Annotated in this window: 15 protein-coding genes; 1 reads left to right on the plus strand and 14 read right to left on the minus strand. The window is 71.2% G+C overall.

The window, feature by feature from the left end:
• Positions 1-33: 33 nt before the first annotated feature.
• The 6 genes from NOCJ54_RS0108155 to NOCJ54_RS24565 form a co-directional block, all read right to left on the minus strand.
• Entirely contained in the window at positions 34-1500 is a 1467-nt protein-coding gene (locus tag NOCJ54_RS0108155) for an aldehyde dehydrogenase family protein (protein ID WP_036517291.1), read from the minus strand.
• A 50-nt stretch (positions 1501-1550) separates the two neighbouring features.
• Entirely contained in the window at positions 1551-2660 is a 1110-nt protein-coding gene (locus tag NOCJ54_RS0108160; RefSeq protein ID WP_028655111.1) for an LLM class flavin-dependent oxidoreductase, read from the minus strand.
• A 123-nt stretch (positions 2661-2783) separates the two neighbouring features.
• Entirely contained in the window at positions 2784-3182 is a 399-nt protein-coding gene (locus NOCJ54_RS0108165) for a RidA family protein (protein ID WP_028655112.1), read from the minus strand.
• 10 nt (positions 3183-3192) lie between these two features.
• Positions 3193-4065: an amidohydrolase family protein gene (locus NOCJ54_RS0108170; protein WP_028655113.1), complete on the minus strand. Its 873-nt coding sequence runs from the start codon at positions 4063-4065 to the stop codon at positions 3193-3195.
• A complete protein-coding gene (locus NOCJ54_RS0108175) occupies positions 4062-4460 on the minus strand; it encodes a RidA family protein (RefSeq protein ID WP_028655114.1) in 399 nt (132 codons plus the stop codon). The genes NOCJ54_RS0108170 and NOCJ54_RS0108175 overlap by 4 nt, the downstream gene beginning before the upstream one ends.
• Before the next feature lie 38 nt (positions 4461-4498).
• Positions 4499-5689 carry an LLM class flavin-dependent oxidoreductase gene (locus NOCJ54_RS24565; RefSeq protein WP_051485608.1) on the minus strand — a complete coding sequence of 397 codons (1191 nt, stop codon included), beginning with the start codon at positions 5687-5689 and terminating at the stop codon, positions 4499-4501.
• Between the two features lie 190 nt (positions 5690-5879).
• On the opposite strand from NOCJ54_RS24565, the gene NOCJ54_RS28930 reads away from it, so the two are divergent.
• Positions 5880-7028: a flavin reductase gene (locus NOCJ54_RS28930; RefSeq protein ID WP_028655115.1), complete on the plus strand. Its 1149-nt coding sequence runs from the start codon at positions 5880-5882 to the stop codon at positions 7026-7028.
• Positions 7029-7077: 49 nt separating this feature from the next.
• Here NOCJ54_RS28930 and NOCJ54_RS30510 read toward each other — a convergent pair whose 3' ends face one another.
• From NOCJ54_RS30510 to NOCJ54_RS0108225, 8 genes are all read right to left on the minus strand, one after another.
• A complete protein-coding gene (locus NOCJ54_RS30510) occupies positions 7078-9348 on the minus strand; it encodes an ATP-binding protein (RefSeq protein WP_051485609.1) in 2271 nt (756 codons plus the stop codon).
• Between the two features lie 124 nt (positions 9349-9472).
• On the minus strand, positions 9473-9949 hold the full coding sequence (locus NOCJ54_RS0108195) for a hypothetical protein (RefSeq protein WP_157514828.1): 477 nt from the start codon (positions 9947-9949) through the stop codon (positions 9473-9475).
• Complete coding sequence (locus NOCJ54_RS0108200; protein ID WP_028655117.1) at positions 9946-11454, minus strand: GMC family oxidoreductase; 1509 nt, start codon at positions 11452-11454, stop codon at positions 9946-9948. The genes NOCJ54_RS0108195 and NOCJ54_RS0108200 overlap by 4 nt, the downstream gene beginning before the upstream one ends.
• Before the next feature lie 10 nt (positions 11455-11464).
• Entirely contained in the window at positions 11465-12955 is a 1491-nt protein-coding gene (locus NOCJ54_RS0108205) for an aldehyde dehydrogenase family protein (RefSeq protein WP_028655118.1), read from the minus strand.
• 11 nt (positions 12956-12966) lie between these two features.
• Positions 12967-14052, minus strand: a complete 1086-nt coding sequence (locus NOCJ54_RS0108210) for an LLM class flavin-dependent oxidoreductase (RefSeq protein WP_028655119.1) — start codon at positions 14050-14052, stop codon at positions 12967-12969.
• 57 nt (positions 14053-14109) lie between these two features.
• Entirely contained in the window at positions 14110-15513 is a 1404-nt protein-coding gene (locus NOCJ54_RS24575) for an ammonium transporter (protein WP_051485610.1), read from the minus strand.
• A 104-nt stretch (positions 15514-15617) separates the two neighbouring features.
• Positions 15618-16106, minus strand: coding sequence for a flavin reductase family protein (locus NOCJ54_RS0108220; RefSeq protein WP_028655120.1), 489 nt, complete (start codon positions 16104-16106; stop codon positions 15618-15620).
• Positions 16103-16654, minus strand: a complete 552-nt coding sequence (locus tag NOCJ54_RS0108225) for an NADPH-dependent FMN reductase (protein ID WP_028655121.1) — start codon at positions 16652-16654, stop codon at positions 16103-16105. The genes NOCJ54_RS0108220 and NOCJ54_RS0108225 overlap by 4 nt, the downstream gene beginning before the upstream one ends.
• Between the last annotated feature and the right edge of the window lie 95 nt (positions 16655-16749).

Here is a 16749-nt window from a genome sequence, read left to right on the forward strand (position 1 = left end):
CGTTCCTCCACGTCATCGCGGGCCAGCTCGCCGTCACCAGCGGGCGACGACGAGCTTCTCCTCGGTGTAGAAGCGCAGCGGCGCGTCGCCGCAAACGTGCGTCTCGCCGAAGAACGAGGTGCCGAGCCCGCCCATCACGAAGTTCGCCGGCGGGGCGGGGAAGGTGTTGATGCCGATGTTCCCTGCACGCGAGGCGCGTTCGAACCGGCGTGCGACGGTGCCGGAGCGGGTGAAGATCGTCGACGCATTGCCGAACTCGGTGTCGTTCGCCAGGGCGATGGCCTGATCGAGGTCGCCGACCCGGTGCATCGCGATGACCGGACCGAAGGTCTCCTGGAACTCGGCCGGGTGGGTCGGGGCGAGGTCGGCGAGGACCGTGGGCCCGACGAAGAAGCCGTCGCTGGTCGCCGACGGCGTCATCGGTGCCACGCCGCGGCCGTCACGCACCGCGGTGGCTCCGGCATCGACCGCCTGCGTGATCAGGTCCTCGAGCCGGCTGCGGCTGGCGGCGCTGACGACCGGGCCCATGGTCGTGCCCTCGTCGAGCCCGGCACCGACGACCAGGGCGTCGGTGAGGGCGGCGACCCGGTCCACGAGCTCGTCGTACACCTCGTCGAGGACCACGATGCGGGTGCCGGCGAGGCAGCGCTGGCCGGCCATGCCGAAGGCGGAGGTGACGATGCCCTCGGCCGCGAGCGCGAGGTCGGCGTCGCCAGCGACGAGGATCGGGTTCTTCGCACCGCCGTTGGCCTGGACCCGCTTGCCGAGGGCACTGGCACGCTCGTGGATCGCCCGCGCGGTCGGCGTGGAGGTGATGCAGGAGACGGCGGCGACGTCGGGGTGGTCGACCAGCCGCTTGCTGACCTCGGCGCGGCCGTGCACGAGGTTGAGCACGCCATTCGGCAGGCCGGCCTCGGCGAAGAGGTGGAACAGCGCGGTCGAGGCGACCGGATCCTGCTCGGACGGCTTCACGACCAGCGTGTTTCCGGTGACCAGGGCCCACGCCGAGAACTGGCTCGGGTTCATCACCGGGAAGTTGAACGGCGTCACGGCGACGCACACGCCGAGGGGCTCACGCACGTTGCGGGCCTCGATCGGGCCGGCCACGTGACCGGAGCGGGAGTGCGCGAGCATCGGCGCCGCGATCGCGGTGTCGATGAACTCCGCGGCCCGCATGACCTCGCCGCGCGCCTCCTCCAGGGTCTTGCCCTGGTCGAGGCTGATGGTGCGCGCGAGCCGCTCGCCGTTGCTGACGACGTTGTGGCGCATCGCGTGCAGGTACTGCACGCGGCGGGTGATGGAGAGCTGGCTCCACTCGTCGAAGGCGGCCGCGGCCGCTGCCACGGCGGCGTCGACCTCGGCGTCGGTCGCCGCGGTCACCTGGGTGACCACCTTCCCGGTGGCCGGGTCGAACACGTCGATCGCGTCGCTGCCGCTGCCGGTGACGAACTCGCCGTCGATCCAGTGCTGGGGCTGGGTGACGTCCTGGGGGTTGTTCATCGGGGACTTCCTTCCGCTCGGGTCGTTCCGTTCATGGGCGGCCGCCACCCTCAGGCGAGGACCGGGGTGTCGTAGCTGACGCCCAGGTCTCCGCCGACGTCGTACGCCTTCAGTGCCGGGAGCACCTCACGCGCGATCAGGTCGAAGTTCTTGTCCGCAACATCCTGCGGCATCCCGCCGAAGGCGGGAACGAGGAGCACGCCGCCCGCGTCGAGCCGGTCGACGTAGGAGAGGAGCTTGTCGACGACCTGGTCGGGAGTGCCCCACACCTGGAGGTCGGCGAGGAAGCCGGCGAAGCCCTCCACCCCGTGCTTCTCGATGTTGCGCGCAAGGCCGGCGTAGTACTCGTAGCCGTTGATCTGGGCGAAGCCGACGTTGTCGAACTCGTAGTGCTCGACGGTCGACATGGCGTAGCGCTGGAGGTACTTGTCGCGCATCTCCTGCGCGCCGGCGGCGGTGTCGGAGACACCGGTGAAGACGCAGATGACCGGCTTGGGCGGTTGCTCGCCGTTGATCTCGACGTAGCGGCGACGGTAGGTCTCGAGCTCGGCCTCGACCGTCTCCCAGGGCTTCTGGGCGATCACCATCAGGCCGACGCCGAGCCGGGCCATGATGTCCATCGACTCGGGCGAGACCGCGGAGGCGAAGGTGCGGCCGCGGAAGGAGGCATACGGGTCGGGGCGGAGGTCGATACGCGGCTGCTGGTAGAGCTCGCCGTCGTACTCCATCACCCCGGTCTCGAGACCGGAGAGGACCGCCTCGGAGTATTCCACGAAGCGCTGCCGGGACTCGCCCATCGGCACCCGGAAGCCCTCGAACTCGACCCGGCCCAGGCCCCGGCCCATGCCGAGGATGGCGCGCCCTCCGGACAGGTGGTCGAGCACGAGGAAGCTCTCGGCGACCCGGATCGGGTCCTGCCACGGCAACACCGTGACCATCGTGCCGAGGCGCAGCCGCTCGGTCTGCGCCGCCACCCAGGTGAGCAGCTGCGGCACGTTCGGCGTGAGCTCATAGTCGGTGAAGTGGTGCTCCGGGACCCAAAGCGAGTCGAAGCCGGCGGCCTCGGCCATCCGGGCGTACCTGCCCTCGCTGCGGATCACCTCGTGGTCGCTTCGTGCGCGATCGAGGTTCTGGAACGTCAGAGTGATGCCAGTGTGCATTGACCTCATCCAGCCTGTCTGGGTCGAACCGGTAGATTCCGACCGGTCGGTTTGTTAAGGGGAGACTACGGCCCCGGGCACCCGGGGCGCAAGGGGTCCGGGACGACGCCGTCGCCAGCGCGCTCAGCGCGCGTCGGGACGGACCGCGATGACGTCCACCTGGACCCGGATGTCGGAGGCGAGCCCGACCACGAAGGTGCAGCGCGCGGGGTAGGGCCCGTCTCCGAACGCCTCCTTGAACGCCGGGATGAACTCGAAGCGGTGCTCGTCGTGGCGCAGGTAGCAGGTCGTCTTGACGATGTCGCGGCGCGAGAGGCCCGCCTCCCCGAGGATCAGGTCGATGTTCTCGAAGGCGATCCGCACCTCGTCGGCGATCGTCACGGCGTCCTCACGACGCCGGAGCGTCTTCGGGTCCATGGCCAGGCCGGTGGCGAAGGCGAGCGTCTCCGTCGCCGTGCCGGAGGAGAGCCCCACGGCGCTGTAGTCGCCGACGGCGGCGGGGTTCAGGTACTGCGTCGTCATGGTTGTCTCCTCAGCTCGGGACGATCAGGTCGAACGGGCGGTCGTGGAGGATGCCCTCGACGACCTCCCGCGGGATGGGCAGCGGCATGTCGAGGTCGGCGATCGCGAGCAAGTCGCGAGCGGCCTCGTCGGGACGGAAGGACGGGAAGTCCGAGCCGAACACCAGCCGGTCGGTGACGTGCCCCTCGATCGCGAGGCGCAGGCCGTTGTACATCTGCCAGGTCTTGACGGGCATCGTCGAGACGTCGGCGAAGACGTTGCGGTTCTTCATCATCAGCTCGACGGTCTCGTTCATCCACGGCTTGCCGAAGTGGGCGAGCAGGATGTTGGTGTCCCGGAACTCCCGGGCCACCTTGTCGAGCATGCTCGGGTAGGCGTACTCGAGGAAGCCGTCCGGCGCGAACACGCTGGCCTGGTGGAACATCAGGAAGATGCCCTCCTCGGCCGCGACCCGGTAGACCTCGTACGCCTCCTCCGCGTGCGGGTGGAAACCCTGGTACGGCGGCGAGAGCTTCACCCCGTGCAGGCCGAGCTCGCGGACCGCCTGGCGCAACGCCTGCGCCGCGCCCGGCTGCGTCGGGTCGACGCTCCCGACTGCGATGGCACGACCCTTGTTCTGCTCCAGGTAGGCACCGAGGTAGTCGTTGGGGACGAACATCCCCATCCGGGCGACCTGCAGGCCGATGAGGGCGAACTGCTCGACGCCAGCCTCCTCCATCACGCGGGAGTGCTCGGCAAGGTCGGCCTCCCCGAACGCCGGCCGGCCCACCAGCTCGGTACCGCGGTTGGTCCAGACCGGCCCGCAGTGCTCGGGCTTGAACACGTGCGTGTGCCAGTCGACGAAGGGGCGGAGCGGCCGCTCCGGGCCAGGCACCGGGCTCATCCCGCCTGCGACCGCGGCCGCACCGCGATCGCGTCGAGCTCGACACGGCAGCCGCCGGCGATCCCCACGGTGTAGGTCACCCGCGACGGGTACGGGCCCTCGCCGAAGAACTCCTTGTACGCCGCCCAGAACTCGGGCCGATAGGCATCGTCGCTGAGGTAGCAGGTCATCTTCACCACGTCGCGCAGCGTGGCCCCCGCCGCGTGCAGGATCTCCTCAACCTCGGCCAGGCACAGCCGCGTCTCGTCGGCGACGGTGACCGCGTCCTCGCGCCGGGACATGGTGTCGAAGTCGAAGGCCATGCCGCCGGCGAACACCCAGTCCCGCGTCGCCGTCCCGGGATTCATGCCGTACTCCGGGTAGGGCAGGCCCGCGGGGTTCAGGTACTCCGTCATGTCGCGCTCCTCGTCCGTCGGTGTGTCGGTGGGTCCGGTCAGTGCAGCGTGCTCGCGGGCAGCTGGTCGCCGGCCTCGCGCAGCGCGGGCATCACGTGCTCGGCGAACAGGCGCATGGCCTTCGAGAGGGCCTCGTTGCTGTCGATGCCGGGGACGCCGAACTGCAGCAACCAGTTCTGCACCTGGTGCGACTCGGTCATCCGCAGCATCTGGTCCCGCACCGTCTCGGGCGAGCCGATGAAGAGGTGGTCACGCTCGTACAGGAAGTCCCACGCCTCGGCGTCGGTGAATGACTCCCAGTCGACACTCGCGGGGTCCTCGTCGGCGTCGAGCCAGACCGAGATGTCGCGCACCTGGCACACGAAGCGGAAGAAGTCGGCGATCGCGGACTCCGTGACGGTGCGCGCCTCCTCGTCGGTGTCGGCCACGAACGCCATGCGCAGGACGGAGGTGTTGACGCCGAGCGGCAGGGTCTCGCCGTGCGCCTGGCGGTAGGTCTCCTGATAGGCCTCGTTGAGGCCCGCGAGCACCTTCCCCGTCGGGTACCAGGTGATCGCCCCGATGCCCTTGCGGGCGGCGTCGCGGAAGCCCCGTTCGGACTCGGTCACCGCGAACAGCGGCGGGAAGGGGTCCTGGAAGCACTTGGGGTACATCGAGAACGCCACGAGGTTGCCCTCGTCGTCGAGCCAGCCCTCGGGCTCCGGGGCACCGGGAGCGTGGATGTACCGGGTGTCCGGCGTCGGTAGGGTGTAGCGCTTGCCCTGGTAGCTGAAGACGTCCTCGGTCCAGAGCTTCTGGACGATGTCGTACTTCTCGTCGAAGATCTCGATGCTGCTGTCGGCACCGCCCCAGCGGTCGGCCTCCGGGTTGAGGTTCTTCACCTCGATCGGCAGGATCCCGCGACCGAAGGCGACGTCGAGCCGCCCACCGGCGAAGTGGTCGAGCATCGCGAGGTCCTCGGCGACGCGGATCGGGTGCCACAGCGTGATCGACACCGCGGCCATGCCGAAGCGGATCCGCTCGGTGCGCGCCGCGAGGTCCGCGGCGAGCAGGATCGGGTTCGGGCTGGCGTCGGTGCCGTCCACGTCGAAGTGGTGCTCTCCGAGCCACACGCGGTCGAAGCCCAGCTGGTCGGCCTGCTGCACGTGCTGGCGGGCGGCCTGCAGCACCTCCTGCCAGGACATCTCGCCGGTCCGGTTGGTCAACGCGTAAAGCAGGTCGATCTTCATCGCAACTCCTGGTGGCCAGTTCTCCGCCCGTATCTACGAACGGACCAGTCGGTATCTTTCATCAGTGCCCAATCGCCGTCAAGGTGGTAAAGGAACCCGATATCACGGGTGACTTCCAACGGTTGCGGTGTGAGCGAGACCACCGTAACATACCGACCCGTCGGTTTGTATAGCGTCGGAGAGGACGACCATGAACACCATCACCAGCCAGCAGTTTCGCGAGGTGCTCGGGCAGTACCCAACCGGCGTGTGCGTCGTCACCGCCGCGTCGGGGGACGGACCGGACGCCGGCTTCGTCGTCGGCTCGTTCACGTCGGTCTCGCTCGACCCACCCCTGGTCGCCTTCTTCCCGGACAAGAGGTCGTCGACCTGGCCGCGGATCGCCGCTGCCGGGCACTTCTGCGTCAACATCCTCTCCGCCGACCAGGAGCACCTCTGCCGGCAGTTCTCCTCCAAGGCTCCGGACAAGTTCGAGGGCGTCGACGCCCGTCCCGCCGGCACGGGCGCCCCGATCCTCGACGGCGCGGTCGCGTGGATCGACTGCGACATCGAGTCGGTGTCCGAGGCCGGCGACCACTGGTTCGTGCTGGGTCGGGTCCGTGAGCTGCAGGTCGAGACCGGCTCGTTGCCGTTGCTGTTCTTCCAGGGCGGCTACGGCCGCTTCGCCCCGCTGTCGATGGCGGCCGACGCGACGCGCGGCGCCCTCGGCGAGGAGCTGCGCGAGCTCGACCTGGTCCGCAGCGAGATGGAGGCGCTCGCCGCCGACCTGTCCTCCCGGTGCGTGGCGACCGTCATCGACGGCGACGACCTCGTCGTGCTGGGCAGCGCCGGCAGCCCGGAAGCCAGTGGGCGCGCGACCCTCGTCGGCGTGCATCTGCCCTTCGCGCCCCGGTACGGCGCAGCCTTCGCCGGCTGGTTCGACGACGACCGGCTCGAGGCGTTCCTGGGCCAGGCGCCGGACGCCGACCGTGCCGAGGAACGGCGACGCATCGGACGGGTCCGCGGGCGCGGTTACTCGGTCGGCCTCATCAACGGGGCCCAGCGCGAGTTCGCCTCGGCGCTCGACCAGCTCGAGCACGACCCCCACGCCCGGGACCGTGACGCGCTCAAGCCGCTCGTGGAGCAGCTGCACTACGACCCCGAGGTGCTCACCGACGAGGCCAAGGCCGACGTCCGCGTGATCGCCGCCCCGGTGTTCCGCAAGGGTGGCGAGGTGGCGATGGCCCTGACCGTCTACGGGTTCTCCAAGCCCCACGGCGCGGTCGACGACTACGTCGAACGGCTGCTGGCGGCGACCCGACGCGCGTCGGAGCTGCTGGGCCACGACGACACGGACTGAGCCCCGGCCGGGCCGGGCGGCCGGGGGCCGGGGAACCGGTGCTCCCCGGTCACCCGTCATCGCCGTCCCGCGCCATCCGGGCCGCGAGCTGCACGCGGTTGGAGAGGCCGAACTTCCCCAGGATGTGGTCGACGTGCTTCTCCACCGTGCGCACCGAGATGAAGAGCTCGGCGGCGATCTCGCGGTTGGTACGGCCGTCCGCGACGAGCTCGGCCACCTCCTGCTCGCGCCGGGTCAGCCGGGTCGCGTCGCCGCGCTCCCCCGCCGCTGACGCCGGTGCGGAGGACGCGGTCGGGTCGGCCTCTCCCAGTGCGAAGCGGACGGCGGTGTCGACGTCCCACGCCGCACCCTCCCCGTAGGCCGCCTCCACGCGCCGGTCGTCCGGCCGCAGGACCTCCTGGGCCTCGCGGTGGTAGTCGAACATCGAGTGGCTGGCCTCGATCGGCATGCCGACCTGGCGCAGCACCGTGTCGGCGGCTCCCATCAGGCGTCCCGCACGGACGGGGTCGCCGCTGGCGGCCGCGATCCAGGACATCGCCTCCAGGCACACCCCGACCCCGAGCCGGTCGTCCAGTGCCCGCTTGACCCGGAGCGTCTCGCGCTGGACCTCCTCGGCGCCGGCGACGTCGCCCTGGCGCCACAGGTCGATGCCGTAGGCCCACAGCGAGAAGGAGCGCCACCAGGACTCGCCGACCCGGCCCGCCAGCTCCTGGCAGCGCTGCTGCCACTCCACCGCGCGGTCCACGTCGCCGGCGAAGCCGTGGGCGATGCCGAGCTCGAACATCGTGTGGATCTCGCCCGTCAGGTGGTCCAGCCGGGAGAAGTCCTGCACCGCCGCCTCGAGCCGTGCCGTCGAGGTGGCGAGGTCGCCCTGGAACATCGCGAGCAGGCCCCATGCCTGCTCGACGTAGGCGGCGAGGACCGGGGTGTCGGTGGCGGCGGCGATCCGCGACGCCTCCTCCAGCAGCCCGGGTACGACGGCATGGTCGTTCTGCAGCACGGCCAGCCACGCACCCAACCGGAGCGCGCGCCCCCGCTCGACCGACGGTGCGGGGTCGGCGGTCAGCAGCGAGTCCAGCCAGGTCCGGGCCTCGCTCAGGAAGCCGGCGGCGAGCCAGAAGTTCTCGATCCCCACCGCCAGCCGCATGCCGAGGCGCGGGTCGTGGGCCAGGCAGGACTGGAGGGCGACGCGGAGGTTCGGGTAGTCGGCGCGCAGCCGGGCCAGCCAGCCCACCTGGTCGGGTCCCGACCACTCCTCGTCCGCGCGGGTGGCGAGCGCCGCGAACCACTCCCGGTGGCGTCGGTGCAGCTCGTCGAGCTGCTCGTCGTCGAGGCGCTCGGCGCCGTACTGCCGGATCGTCTCGAGCATCGCGTAGCGCGGCTCCCCGGCCTGCAGGACCCGCGTGACGATGGACTTGTCGACGAGGCCGGCGACGAGGTCGAGCACGCTGTCGGCGGCGCTGGCGTCGGCCGCGACCGTCTCGGCCGCGCCGAGGGTGAAGCCGCCGGAGAAGACGGAGAGCCGCGCCCACAGCTCCTTCTCCTGCGGGGTGCACAGCTCGTAGGTCCCGTCGATCGAGGCGCGCAGGGACTGGTGGCGGGGCGGCGCGGTGCGGCTACCCTGGGTGAGGAGCCGGAAGCGGTCGGCGGTGCGCGCCACCAGCTCGCCGAGCGGCAGCAGGCGCAGGCGGACGGCGGCGAGCTCGATCGCCAGCGGGATGCCGTCCAGCAACCGGCACAGCTCGGCGATCTGCTCGCGCTCTTCGGGCGTCACCGCGAGGCCCGGCACGGCAGCCTGGGCACGATCGAGGAACAGGAGCACCGCGTCGCTCTCGCCGTCCTGGTCACGGTCGGCGCTCGCGGCGATCGACAGCGGCGGCACCCGGACGGCCACCTCGCCGTCGAGGCCGAGCACCTGGCGGCTGGTGGCCAGCACGGTGAGGCCGGGGCAGGACCGCAGGAGGCTGTCGGCCAGGGACGCCACCGCGTCGACGAGGTGCTCGCAGTTGTCGAGGACGAGGAGCACGCGCCGGTCAGCGAGGAATTCGACCACTGTCTCGAGCTGCCAGCGGGCCGAGCGCTCGCGCACGCCGAGCGCCGTGTTGATCGTGTGACCGAGCAGTGCGGGCTCGAGGACGTCGGCCAGGCGCGCGAAGCACACCTCGTCGAAGGCACCCTCCGCCGCGGATGCGACCTCGAGTGCGAGGCGGGTCTTGCCGACGCCGCCGAGGCCGATGAGGGTCACCAGCCGGGAGCGTCGCAGCGCGTCCCGGGCCAGGCCCTGCTCGCGCTGCCGGCCGATGAAGCGCGTCAGCTCCACCGGCACCGCCCCCGGCGGATCTCCGTCACCACGTGCACCGGTCGAGGTCGGGACCACGCGGGTAGTCTGCCCCACCTCGGCCCGGACGGGGGTGGGTCGGCGACTTCCCCAGAGGTCGACGACGTCAGCTCGCGATCCCGGCACCGGTGGCCACCTCGCAGGTCTGCAGGTCCTCGGCCAGCACGGCCGCGACGGCTCGTCGTAACCACGCGGCCTGTCCGTCGAACCGGGCCAGCCGGTCCGGACGCACCCAGCGGTGCGCGACGTGCCCGTCGCCGGGCACCAGCCGTCGGCGGTGGGTCTCGGCGACCACCGTGTGCAGGGCAGCCGGGCCGGACGCGTCGACGACCGGGAGCACCGGCCCTGGTTGCATCCGGACCAGGTCGGGGACGGCGAGCCCGGTGGTTCGACGCAGCAGGTGCGCGGCGGTCACGAGCAGTTCCTCGCCGGGCACCAGGTCGGTGCTGGGGCAGGTCCAGCGACAGCCGGGAGCGTCCGGAGCAGGCGGCTGGAGGAGCCCGACGCGACCGCGCCACAGCAGCGTGACCGCGACCAGCTGCCGCACCCCTTCGAGCACCCCGTCGACCGCCACGTCACTCACCGCCCCCGGGCCAGGTCGGCCGCCCGCTCGGCGATCATCACCGTCGCGGCGTTGGTGTTGCTGGACGCGATCGTCGGCATCACCGACGCGTCGGCCACGCGGAGGCCGGCCAGGCCACGCACCCGGAGCTGCGGGTCGACGACGGCGTCGGGCCCGGACCCCATCCGGCAGGTACCCGACAGGTGGAAGAAGCTGCTCACCGAGTCCCGGACGACCCGCTCGAGGTCTGCCCGGCCGAGCTGGAGCAACGCGTCGGTCTGCGACTTCCCGCCCCACTCGTCGAAGGCGCCCGTACGAACCAGCTCGTCGACGACGCCGATGCCGGCGACCAGCTGGTCGACGTCGTGCTGCTCGCTGAGGTAGCGGGGGTCGATCAGCGGTGCCACGTCGGGGTCGCGCGACACCAGCCGGACCTCTCCCCTGCTGCGCGGCTGCATGTGCCCGATCCCGAAGGTGAAGGCGTTCTGGAGCGGGGGCTGCCACGGCAGGTGGTAGTCGACCTGCACCTGCACGACCTGCAGCTCCGGGCGCACCTGGGCGGGGTCGGTGCGCAGGAAGAGCGTGGACTCGGCGTACTGCCCGCTGGGGGCGGGGAGCGGGCGCTCGGCCTGGACCCGGACGCCGGCGAGCATCACGTGGTCCTGCAGGTTGCGGCCGACCGGCAGGTCGAGCACGGGCCTCACCCCGGCGCGCTCGAGGTCGGCTGCCGGACCGACGCCCGACAGCATCAGCAGGTGCGGCGAGCCCACGGCGCCGGCGCAGAGGATGACCTCGCGATCCGCCGACACGCGCTCGGTCGACCCCTCGCGGACGTACTCGACGCCCCGGCACCGTCCGGCGTCGACGATCAGCCGGTGCGCGCGGGCGCCGGTGACCACCGTGAGGTTCGCCCGCCCCGCCGCCGGACGCAGGTACGCCGTGGCCGTGCTCTGCCGCCGGCCGTCCACGATGAGCAGGTCGTGCGTCGCGGCCCCGGTCAGCTCCCCGTCGTTGAGGTCGTCGGCGAGCGGGTACCCCGCCCGGCGCGCGGCCTCGACGTGCGCGAGGCTCAGCGGGTGCGGGTCCGTGATCGGCGCGGGCCGCAACGGCCCGTCGCTGCCACGGAAGCGCGGGTCACCGTGCGGCACGGACTCCGAGCGCATGAAGTACGGCAGCACGTCGTCGTACCCCCAGCCGTCGGCGCCTTCGTCGCGCCACCGGTCGAAGTCCGACCGGTGGCCGCGCAGGTGCGCCATCACGTTGATCGAGCCCGAGCCGCCCAGGACACGGCCCCGGTGTGCCGGCACGGACCGACCGGTCGCCGCCTGCACCGTGGTCTCGTAGTCCCAGTCGACGTCGCTGCCGAGCAGTGCAGGCCACGCGCCCGGGGCCGTGACGTCGTCGCGACGGTCGTCGCCGCCTGCCTCGAGGAGCAGGACGGCGACGCCGGGGTCCTCGCTGAGGCGCGCCGCGAGCACGCTCCCGGCGGACCCCCCGCCGACGATCACGTAGTCGTAGGTGGACACCACGCCCCCGTCAGAGGTGGACCACGACGGTCTTGAGCTCTAGGAAGTCGTCGAGGCTCTCCTTGCAGGTCTCGCGCCCCCAGCCAGACTGCTTGTAGCCGCCGAAGGGCAGCGCCGCGTCGACCGCCTGGTAGCAGTTCACCCACACCTGGCCGGACTCGATGCTCGCCGCCATCCGGTGGGCGCGGCCGACGTCCTTTGTCCAGACGCCGGCGCCGAGGCCGTAGTCGGTGGCGTTGGCGAGCGCGGTGACCTCCTCCTCGGTGTCGAAGGGGACGACCGACAGCACGGGACCGAAGATCTCCTCGCGCAGCACCCGGGAGTCCGGGCGCAGGTCCGTGACGACGGTCGGCTGCACGAAGTAGCCTTGGTCGCCCCACGCCTCACCGCCGGCGACGACGCGTCCCTCCTGCTTGCTGAGGTCGAGGTAGCCCACGACCTTGTCGCGGTGCTCGGCAGAGACGAGCGGGCCCATCTCGGTGGTGTCGTCGAGACCGGGGCCGAGCCGGATGCTGCTGGCCCGCTCGGCGAGCCCGGCCAGCACCTCCTCGTACACGCCCCGCTGGGCGTAGAGGCGAGAGCCCGCGATGCAGCTCTCCCCCTGGCCGGCGAAGATCGCCATCCCCGCGGAGACGATGGATCGCTCGAGGTCCGCGTCGTCGAAGATGATGTGCGGGGACTTGCCGCCGAGCTCGAGCGAGACCCGCTTCAGGGTGCCGGTGGCGGCGCGGGCGATGGCCTTGCCGGTCTCGACGGAGCCGGTGAACGTCACCTTGTTGACGCCGGGGTGGTTCACCAGTGCGGCGCCGGCTGCCTCGCCGAGCCCGGTCACGTAGTTGACGACACCTTCCGGGATGCCGGCCTCCAGCACCAGCTCGGCGAGGCGCGCCATCACTAGCGGCGTCTGCTCGGCCGGCTTGACGACGATGGTGTTGCCCGTCGCCAGGGCCGGGGCGAGCTTCTTGACCGCCATCATCAGGGGCAGGTTCCACGGGATGATCGCCGCGACGACGCCGACCGGCTCGCGCCGGGTGTAGGCGTGGTAGGGACCGCCGAAGTTGTGCGGGAACGACACCGGGATCGTGTCGCCGGTGATCTTGGTCGGCCACCCCGCGTAGTAGTGGAGGATGTCGACCGAGAACGGCACGTCGATGTAGCGCGCCTCCATGATCGGCATGCCGACGTCCAGCGACTCCAGCCGGGCGAGCTGCTCGGCGTTCTGCTCGACCAGCTCGGCCAGGCGGGTGATCATCCGGCCGCGCTGGATCGGCGTCACCTTGCTCCACGGCCCGTGCAGGGCGGCACGGGCCGCAGCGACCGCGCGGTCCACCTCGGCCGCGCCACCCGCGGCCGACTGCGCGACGACCGCGCCGGTCGACGGGTCGAAGACGTCGAGCGTCTGGCCCGACGCGGCCTCGACCCACTCGGCGCCGATGAGCATCCGCGACGCCTTGGCGACGTCAGCACGCAGCTCGTCGGGCAGGGGTGAAGTGATGGTCATGACCGGCTCCTTCAGGCACGCGCCGCGGCGGCGACGTTCGGCGGGGTGAAGTTCTTCATCAGCGGGAAGACCTCGCTGCCCATGCGCTTGATGTCCTCGACGTAGTCGGTGAGCACGAGCATGTAGCCGGCGACGTCGATCTCGGCCCACTCGTCGAGCTGGCGCGCGATGCTCGCCGGCGAGCCGGTGATGAAGTCGGTCGAGAACTGGACGAAGCCCTTGGTGTCGACGCTGGCGAGGATCTCCGACGTGCCGCCGGCAGCGCTGTCGGTCGCGGCCTGGCCGAGCATGTACTCCATGACGCCCCGGTCCGGGTTGTCGATGTAGTTCTGCAGCTTCGCCTCGGCTTCCTCGTCGGTGTCGGCCATGACCACGCCGAGGGCGACGTACGGACGGATGGTGCGCCCCGCCTCGTCCATCTGCGCGTTGAAGCGGTCCACGACCTCGCGCAGCGCCTCCGGACCGCCCCAGGCGAGGCGGAACGAGTAGTCGGCGTACTGGGTCGTGAACTTGATGGCGTCGTCGGAGGCGCCGGCGCACACGATGTTGATGTGGCGCTCGGGCTGCGGGCCCATCCTCAGGTCGTCGTACTGGAAGTGCTCGCCCTTGAAGTTGGAGACGCCCTTCTCCCAGAGCTCGCGCACGACCTGGCAGTACTCGCCGGCGTACTGCCAGCGGTAGTTGTTGTACTCGTAGCCGGGCCAGACGTTCATGACCTCGAGCTCGCGCGGGTGCCAGCCGCCGGGGACGATGTTGAGCGAGAAGCGCCCGTCGCTGATCTGGTCGATCGTCACGGCCATCCGCGCCGCGATGGCGGGGTGGATCGCGAGGATGTTGACCGACCCGATGAGCTTCATGAACTCGGTGTCACGGGCCAGGGCGGCCATCTGGGTCATCGACTCGAGGGCGTCGTCCCAGAAGCCGGTGGTGCCGCCGTGACCGCGCAGGGCCGAGAGCGAGAGGGCGAAGGAGAAGCCGTTGGCCTCGCCGGTCTGGCAGATCTCGCGCATGTGGTCGTAGGTGGGCGAGTACTGCGGTGCCGTCTCGGAGATGATGTAGCCGTTGCGGGCACTCGGGATGAAGATGCCGAACTCCATGGGAGGGGTTCCTTTCCTGTCAGGTCTTGCTGGGGGCTTGCTGTCGGGTCGGTGCGGTCAGTCGGTGGCGACCTGGCCGGCCGCGGACGGCTCGTCGTAGCCGGCGAGTCCGAGGACGGCCCGGTCGAGGTCGGTGTCGAGGCCGTTGTCGACGCGCTCGTCGCGCAGGCCGAGGAGCTTCTCGACGACACCGACGACGAGGAGGGCGCTGAGCAGGCCGAGGGCGATGAACGCCACGACGCCGAGGGCCTGCTGGCCGATCCCGATCGTGGCGTGCTGGAAGGCGTAGTCGCCCTCGAGGCCGAGGTAGCCGCCCTGCCGGGTGCCGCTGGCGACGAGCCCGGTGGCGAGTGCGCCGTAGATCGCGGGGCCGAGGGCGATCGGGACGATCTTGACGTCGTCGAGGCGGGCCTTCTTCATCAGGTGGTAGGTGCCGACGACGACGAGGGGCGCGAACAGCGCGACCAGACCGCTCTGCCACGGGTCGACCACGTCCATCGACGCCGACGCGGCAACCCAGGCCGCGATGGGCGAGACCAGGAAGAAGTAGACGTTGCCGGTGGCCCGCCACGCGACGAGGCCACCGACACCGCCGGCCATGATCGTCATCATCAGGTTGGTCAGCACGACGCCGATGCCGGACTCGTTGAGGGTGATGCCGAAGAAGCCGGCGTCCTGGACGATGAAGCCGTTGAGCAGGACGTAGCCGCAGAGACCGGCGACGAACAGCAGCATGCCGAGGACGACCAGCGTCATGTTGTGCGGCAGGGGCATCGCGCCGGGCGCGGTGGCGAAGGCGCCGGGCCGGGCCTTGGCGCGCCACACCAGGACGAGCGACCAGGTGCCGAGCAGGATGTAGAAGAACGCGCCGCCGAAGTCGTGCGTACCGGCGTTGGAGAGCGGGCCGACCGGGCCGTAGACCAGGTAGGCGCCGACCGGGATCACGAGCCCGGCGAAGACCACGGCGACCGCGACCAGGGCGCGGGTGCGCACCCGCTCGATCACGGAGCCGGCAAGGAGCGCGGAGAAGAAGGCGCCGAAGATGATGAAGATGGCGTAGAACGCCTGGAAGGCCTCGGCGTCCGGCACGACCTCGTGGTCGAGCTGGTGCGAGAAGGCGTTGATGTTGTCGCCGAACAGCCACCACGACTGGATCGCGTCCTTGACGGGCGAGTCCGAGCCGAAGGCCTGGGTGAACTGGACGTCCCAGATCGCGAAGCCGAGGAAGGCCATCGCGAGGCCGCCGGCGACTGCCGCGGCGAGCTTCTGGGTGAGCGTGTGCAGGACGTTACCCCTGCGGCTCAGGCCGGCGTCGAACATGAAGACGCCGGCGACGGCCAGCGCGATGGCGACCAGGCCGACGACGTAGTAGGCCGTCGCGACCTGCGCGTGGGTCGAGACCTGGGCCTCGTCGAATCCGTCCGCGGCCGCGACGCGTCCGGTGAGGTGGGCTGTGAGCACGTGGTTCCTTCTCTCGTCAGGTGGAGGGAGCAGGCAGGATGAGCAGGGTGAGGACGGGGTGATCGGGGCTGAGCGGGAGGGCGGACGAAGGTCGCTGGTGCGGCTCAGGCGCTGGCGGCGAAGAACTGGCGGCGGGCGTAGGCGAGGACCGGGTGCTCGTCGCGCGCGCACCCTTCCTCGACCTCGCCCACCGCGATGACGTGGTCACCGGCCTCGACGAGGGCGGCGACCACGCACACGGCGTGGGCGGCGTTGCACCCGAGCAGCACTGGTCCGCCGGCGCCGCTCGCGGAGCGCTCCCAGGCCCGCCCGGTGAACTTGTCGTCGGACTTGGTCGCGAATGCGAGGGCGACGTCCTCGCAGCCGTGGCGCAGGTAGTTGACCGTGAACGACCCGGTCTCCCGGATCGCGGCGAGGGTGGTCGAGCCGCGGTCGAGACAGGCCAGCACCATCGGCGGGTCGAGGGAGACCGAGCAGACCGCGGACATCGTCAGCCCGCGGGGTGTGCCGTCGGCGGCCATCGCGGTGACGACGGTGGCCGGACCAGCAGCGCTGGCCATGACCGCCTTGAAGTCGGCCTGGGAGATGGTCATGCCGCGCCTCCGGCGGCGACGGTGGCGCGGGCCGCTCCGACCGAGGCCCGGACGGCAGCACCGCTGGCCGTCCACCACCGCTCGGCGACGGCGTCGGCGTCGTCGACCTCGCCGTCCAGGACGAACAACCCGCGGCCGGGAACCACCGCGCCTAGCTCCACGAGGAGCGGGCGCAGGTGGACCTCGACCGCCAGCGCGTGGTGCGCCGACGCGCCGACCATCACGGGGATCGCGGTCACGCCGGCGAGACCGTCGCCCTCGTACCGGTCGAGGAAGGCCTTCAGCAGCCCCGTGTACGTCGCCTTGTACGTCGGCGACGCGACCACCAGGACGTCGGCCGATGCGGCCGCGGCGCGGTCCCGGTCCACGGCCGGCGCGGAGGCGGTGAACAGGTCACCAGCGTGCCCGGCCAGCTCGATGGCGCTGCTGACCCCGGCCCCGCCCAGCTCCTGGGCGACGCGGGCCGCCACGGCATGGGCGACCCGTGAGGTACGGCTCGCCGGGCGGGGGTTGCCGACCAGCGTGGCGATGTTCGTGGCAGTGGGCATGCCTCACCATGACGCGGGTCACACTGCCGGCGGAGCACGGAAAACCCCCACCGGACTACGTATCTTCGTGCGTACGTAGTGCCCGGGGGGCGCGC

Origin of the sequence: Nocardioides sp. J54 (assembly GCF_000519005.1) — a bacterium.
GTDB lineage: Bacteria > Actinomycetota > Actinomycetes > Propionibacteriales > Nocardioidaceae > Nocardioides.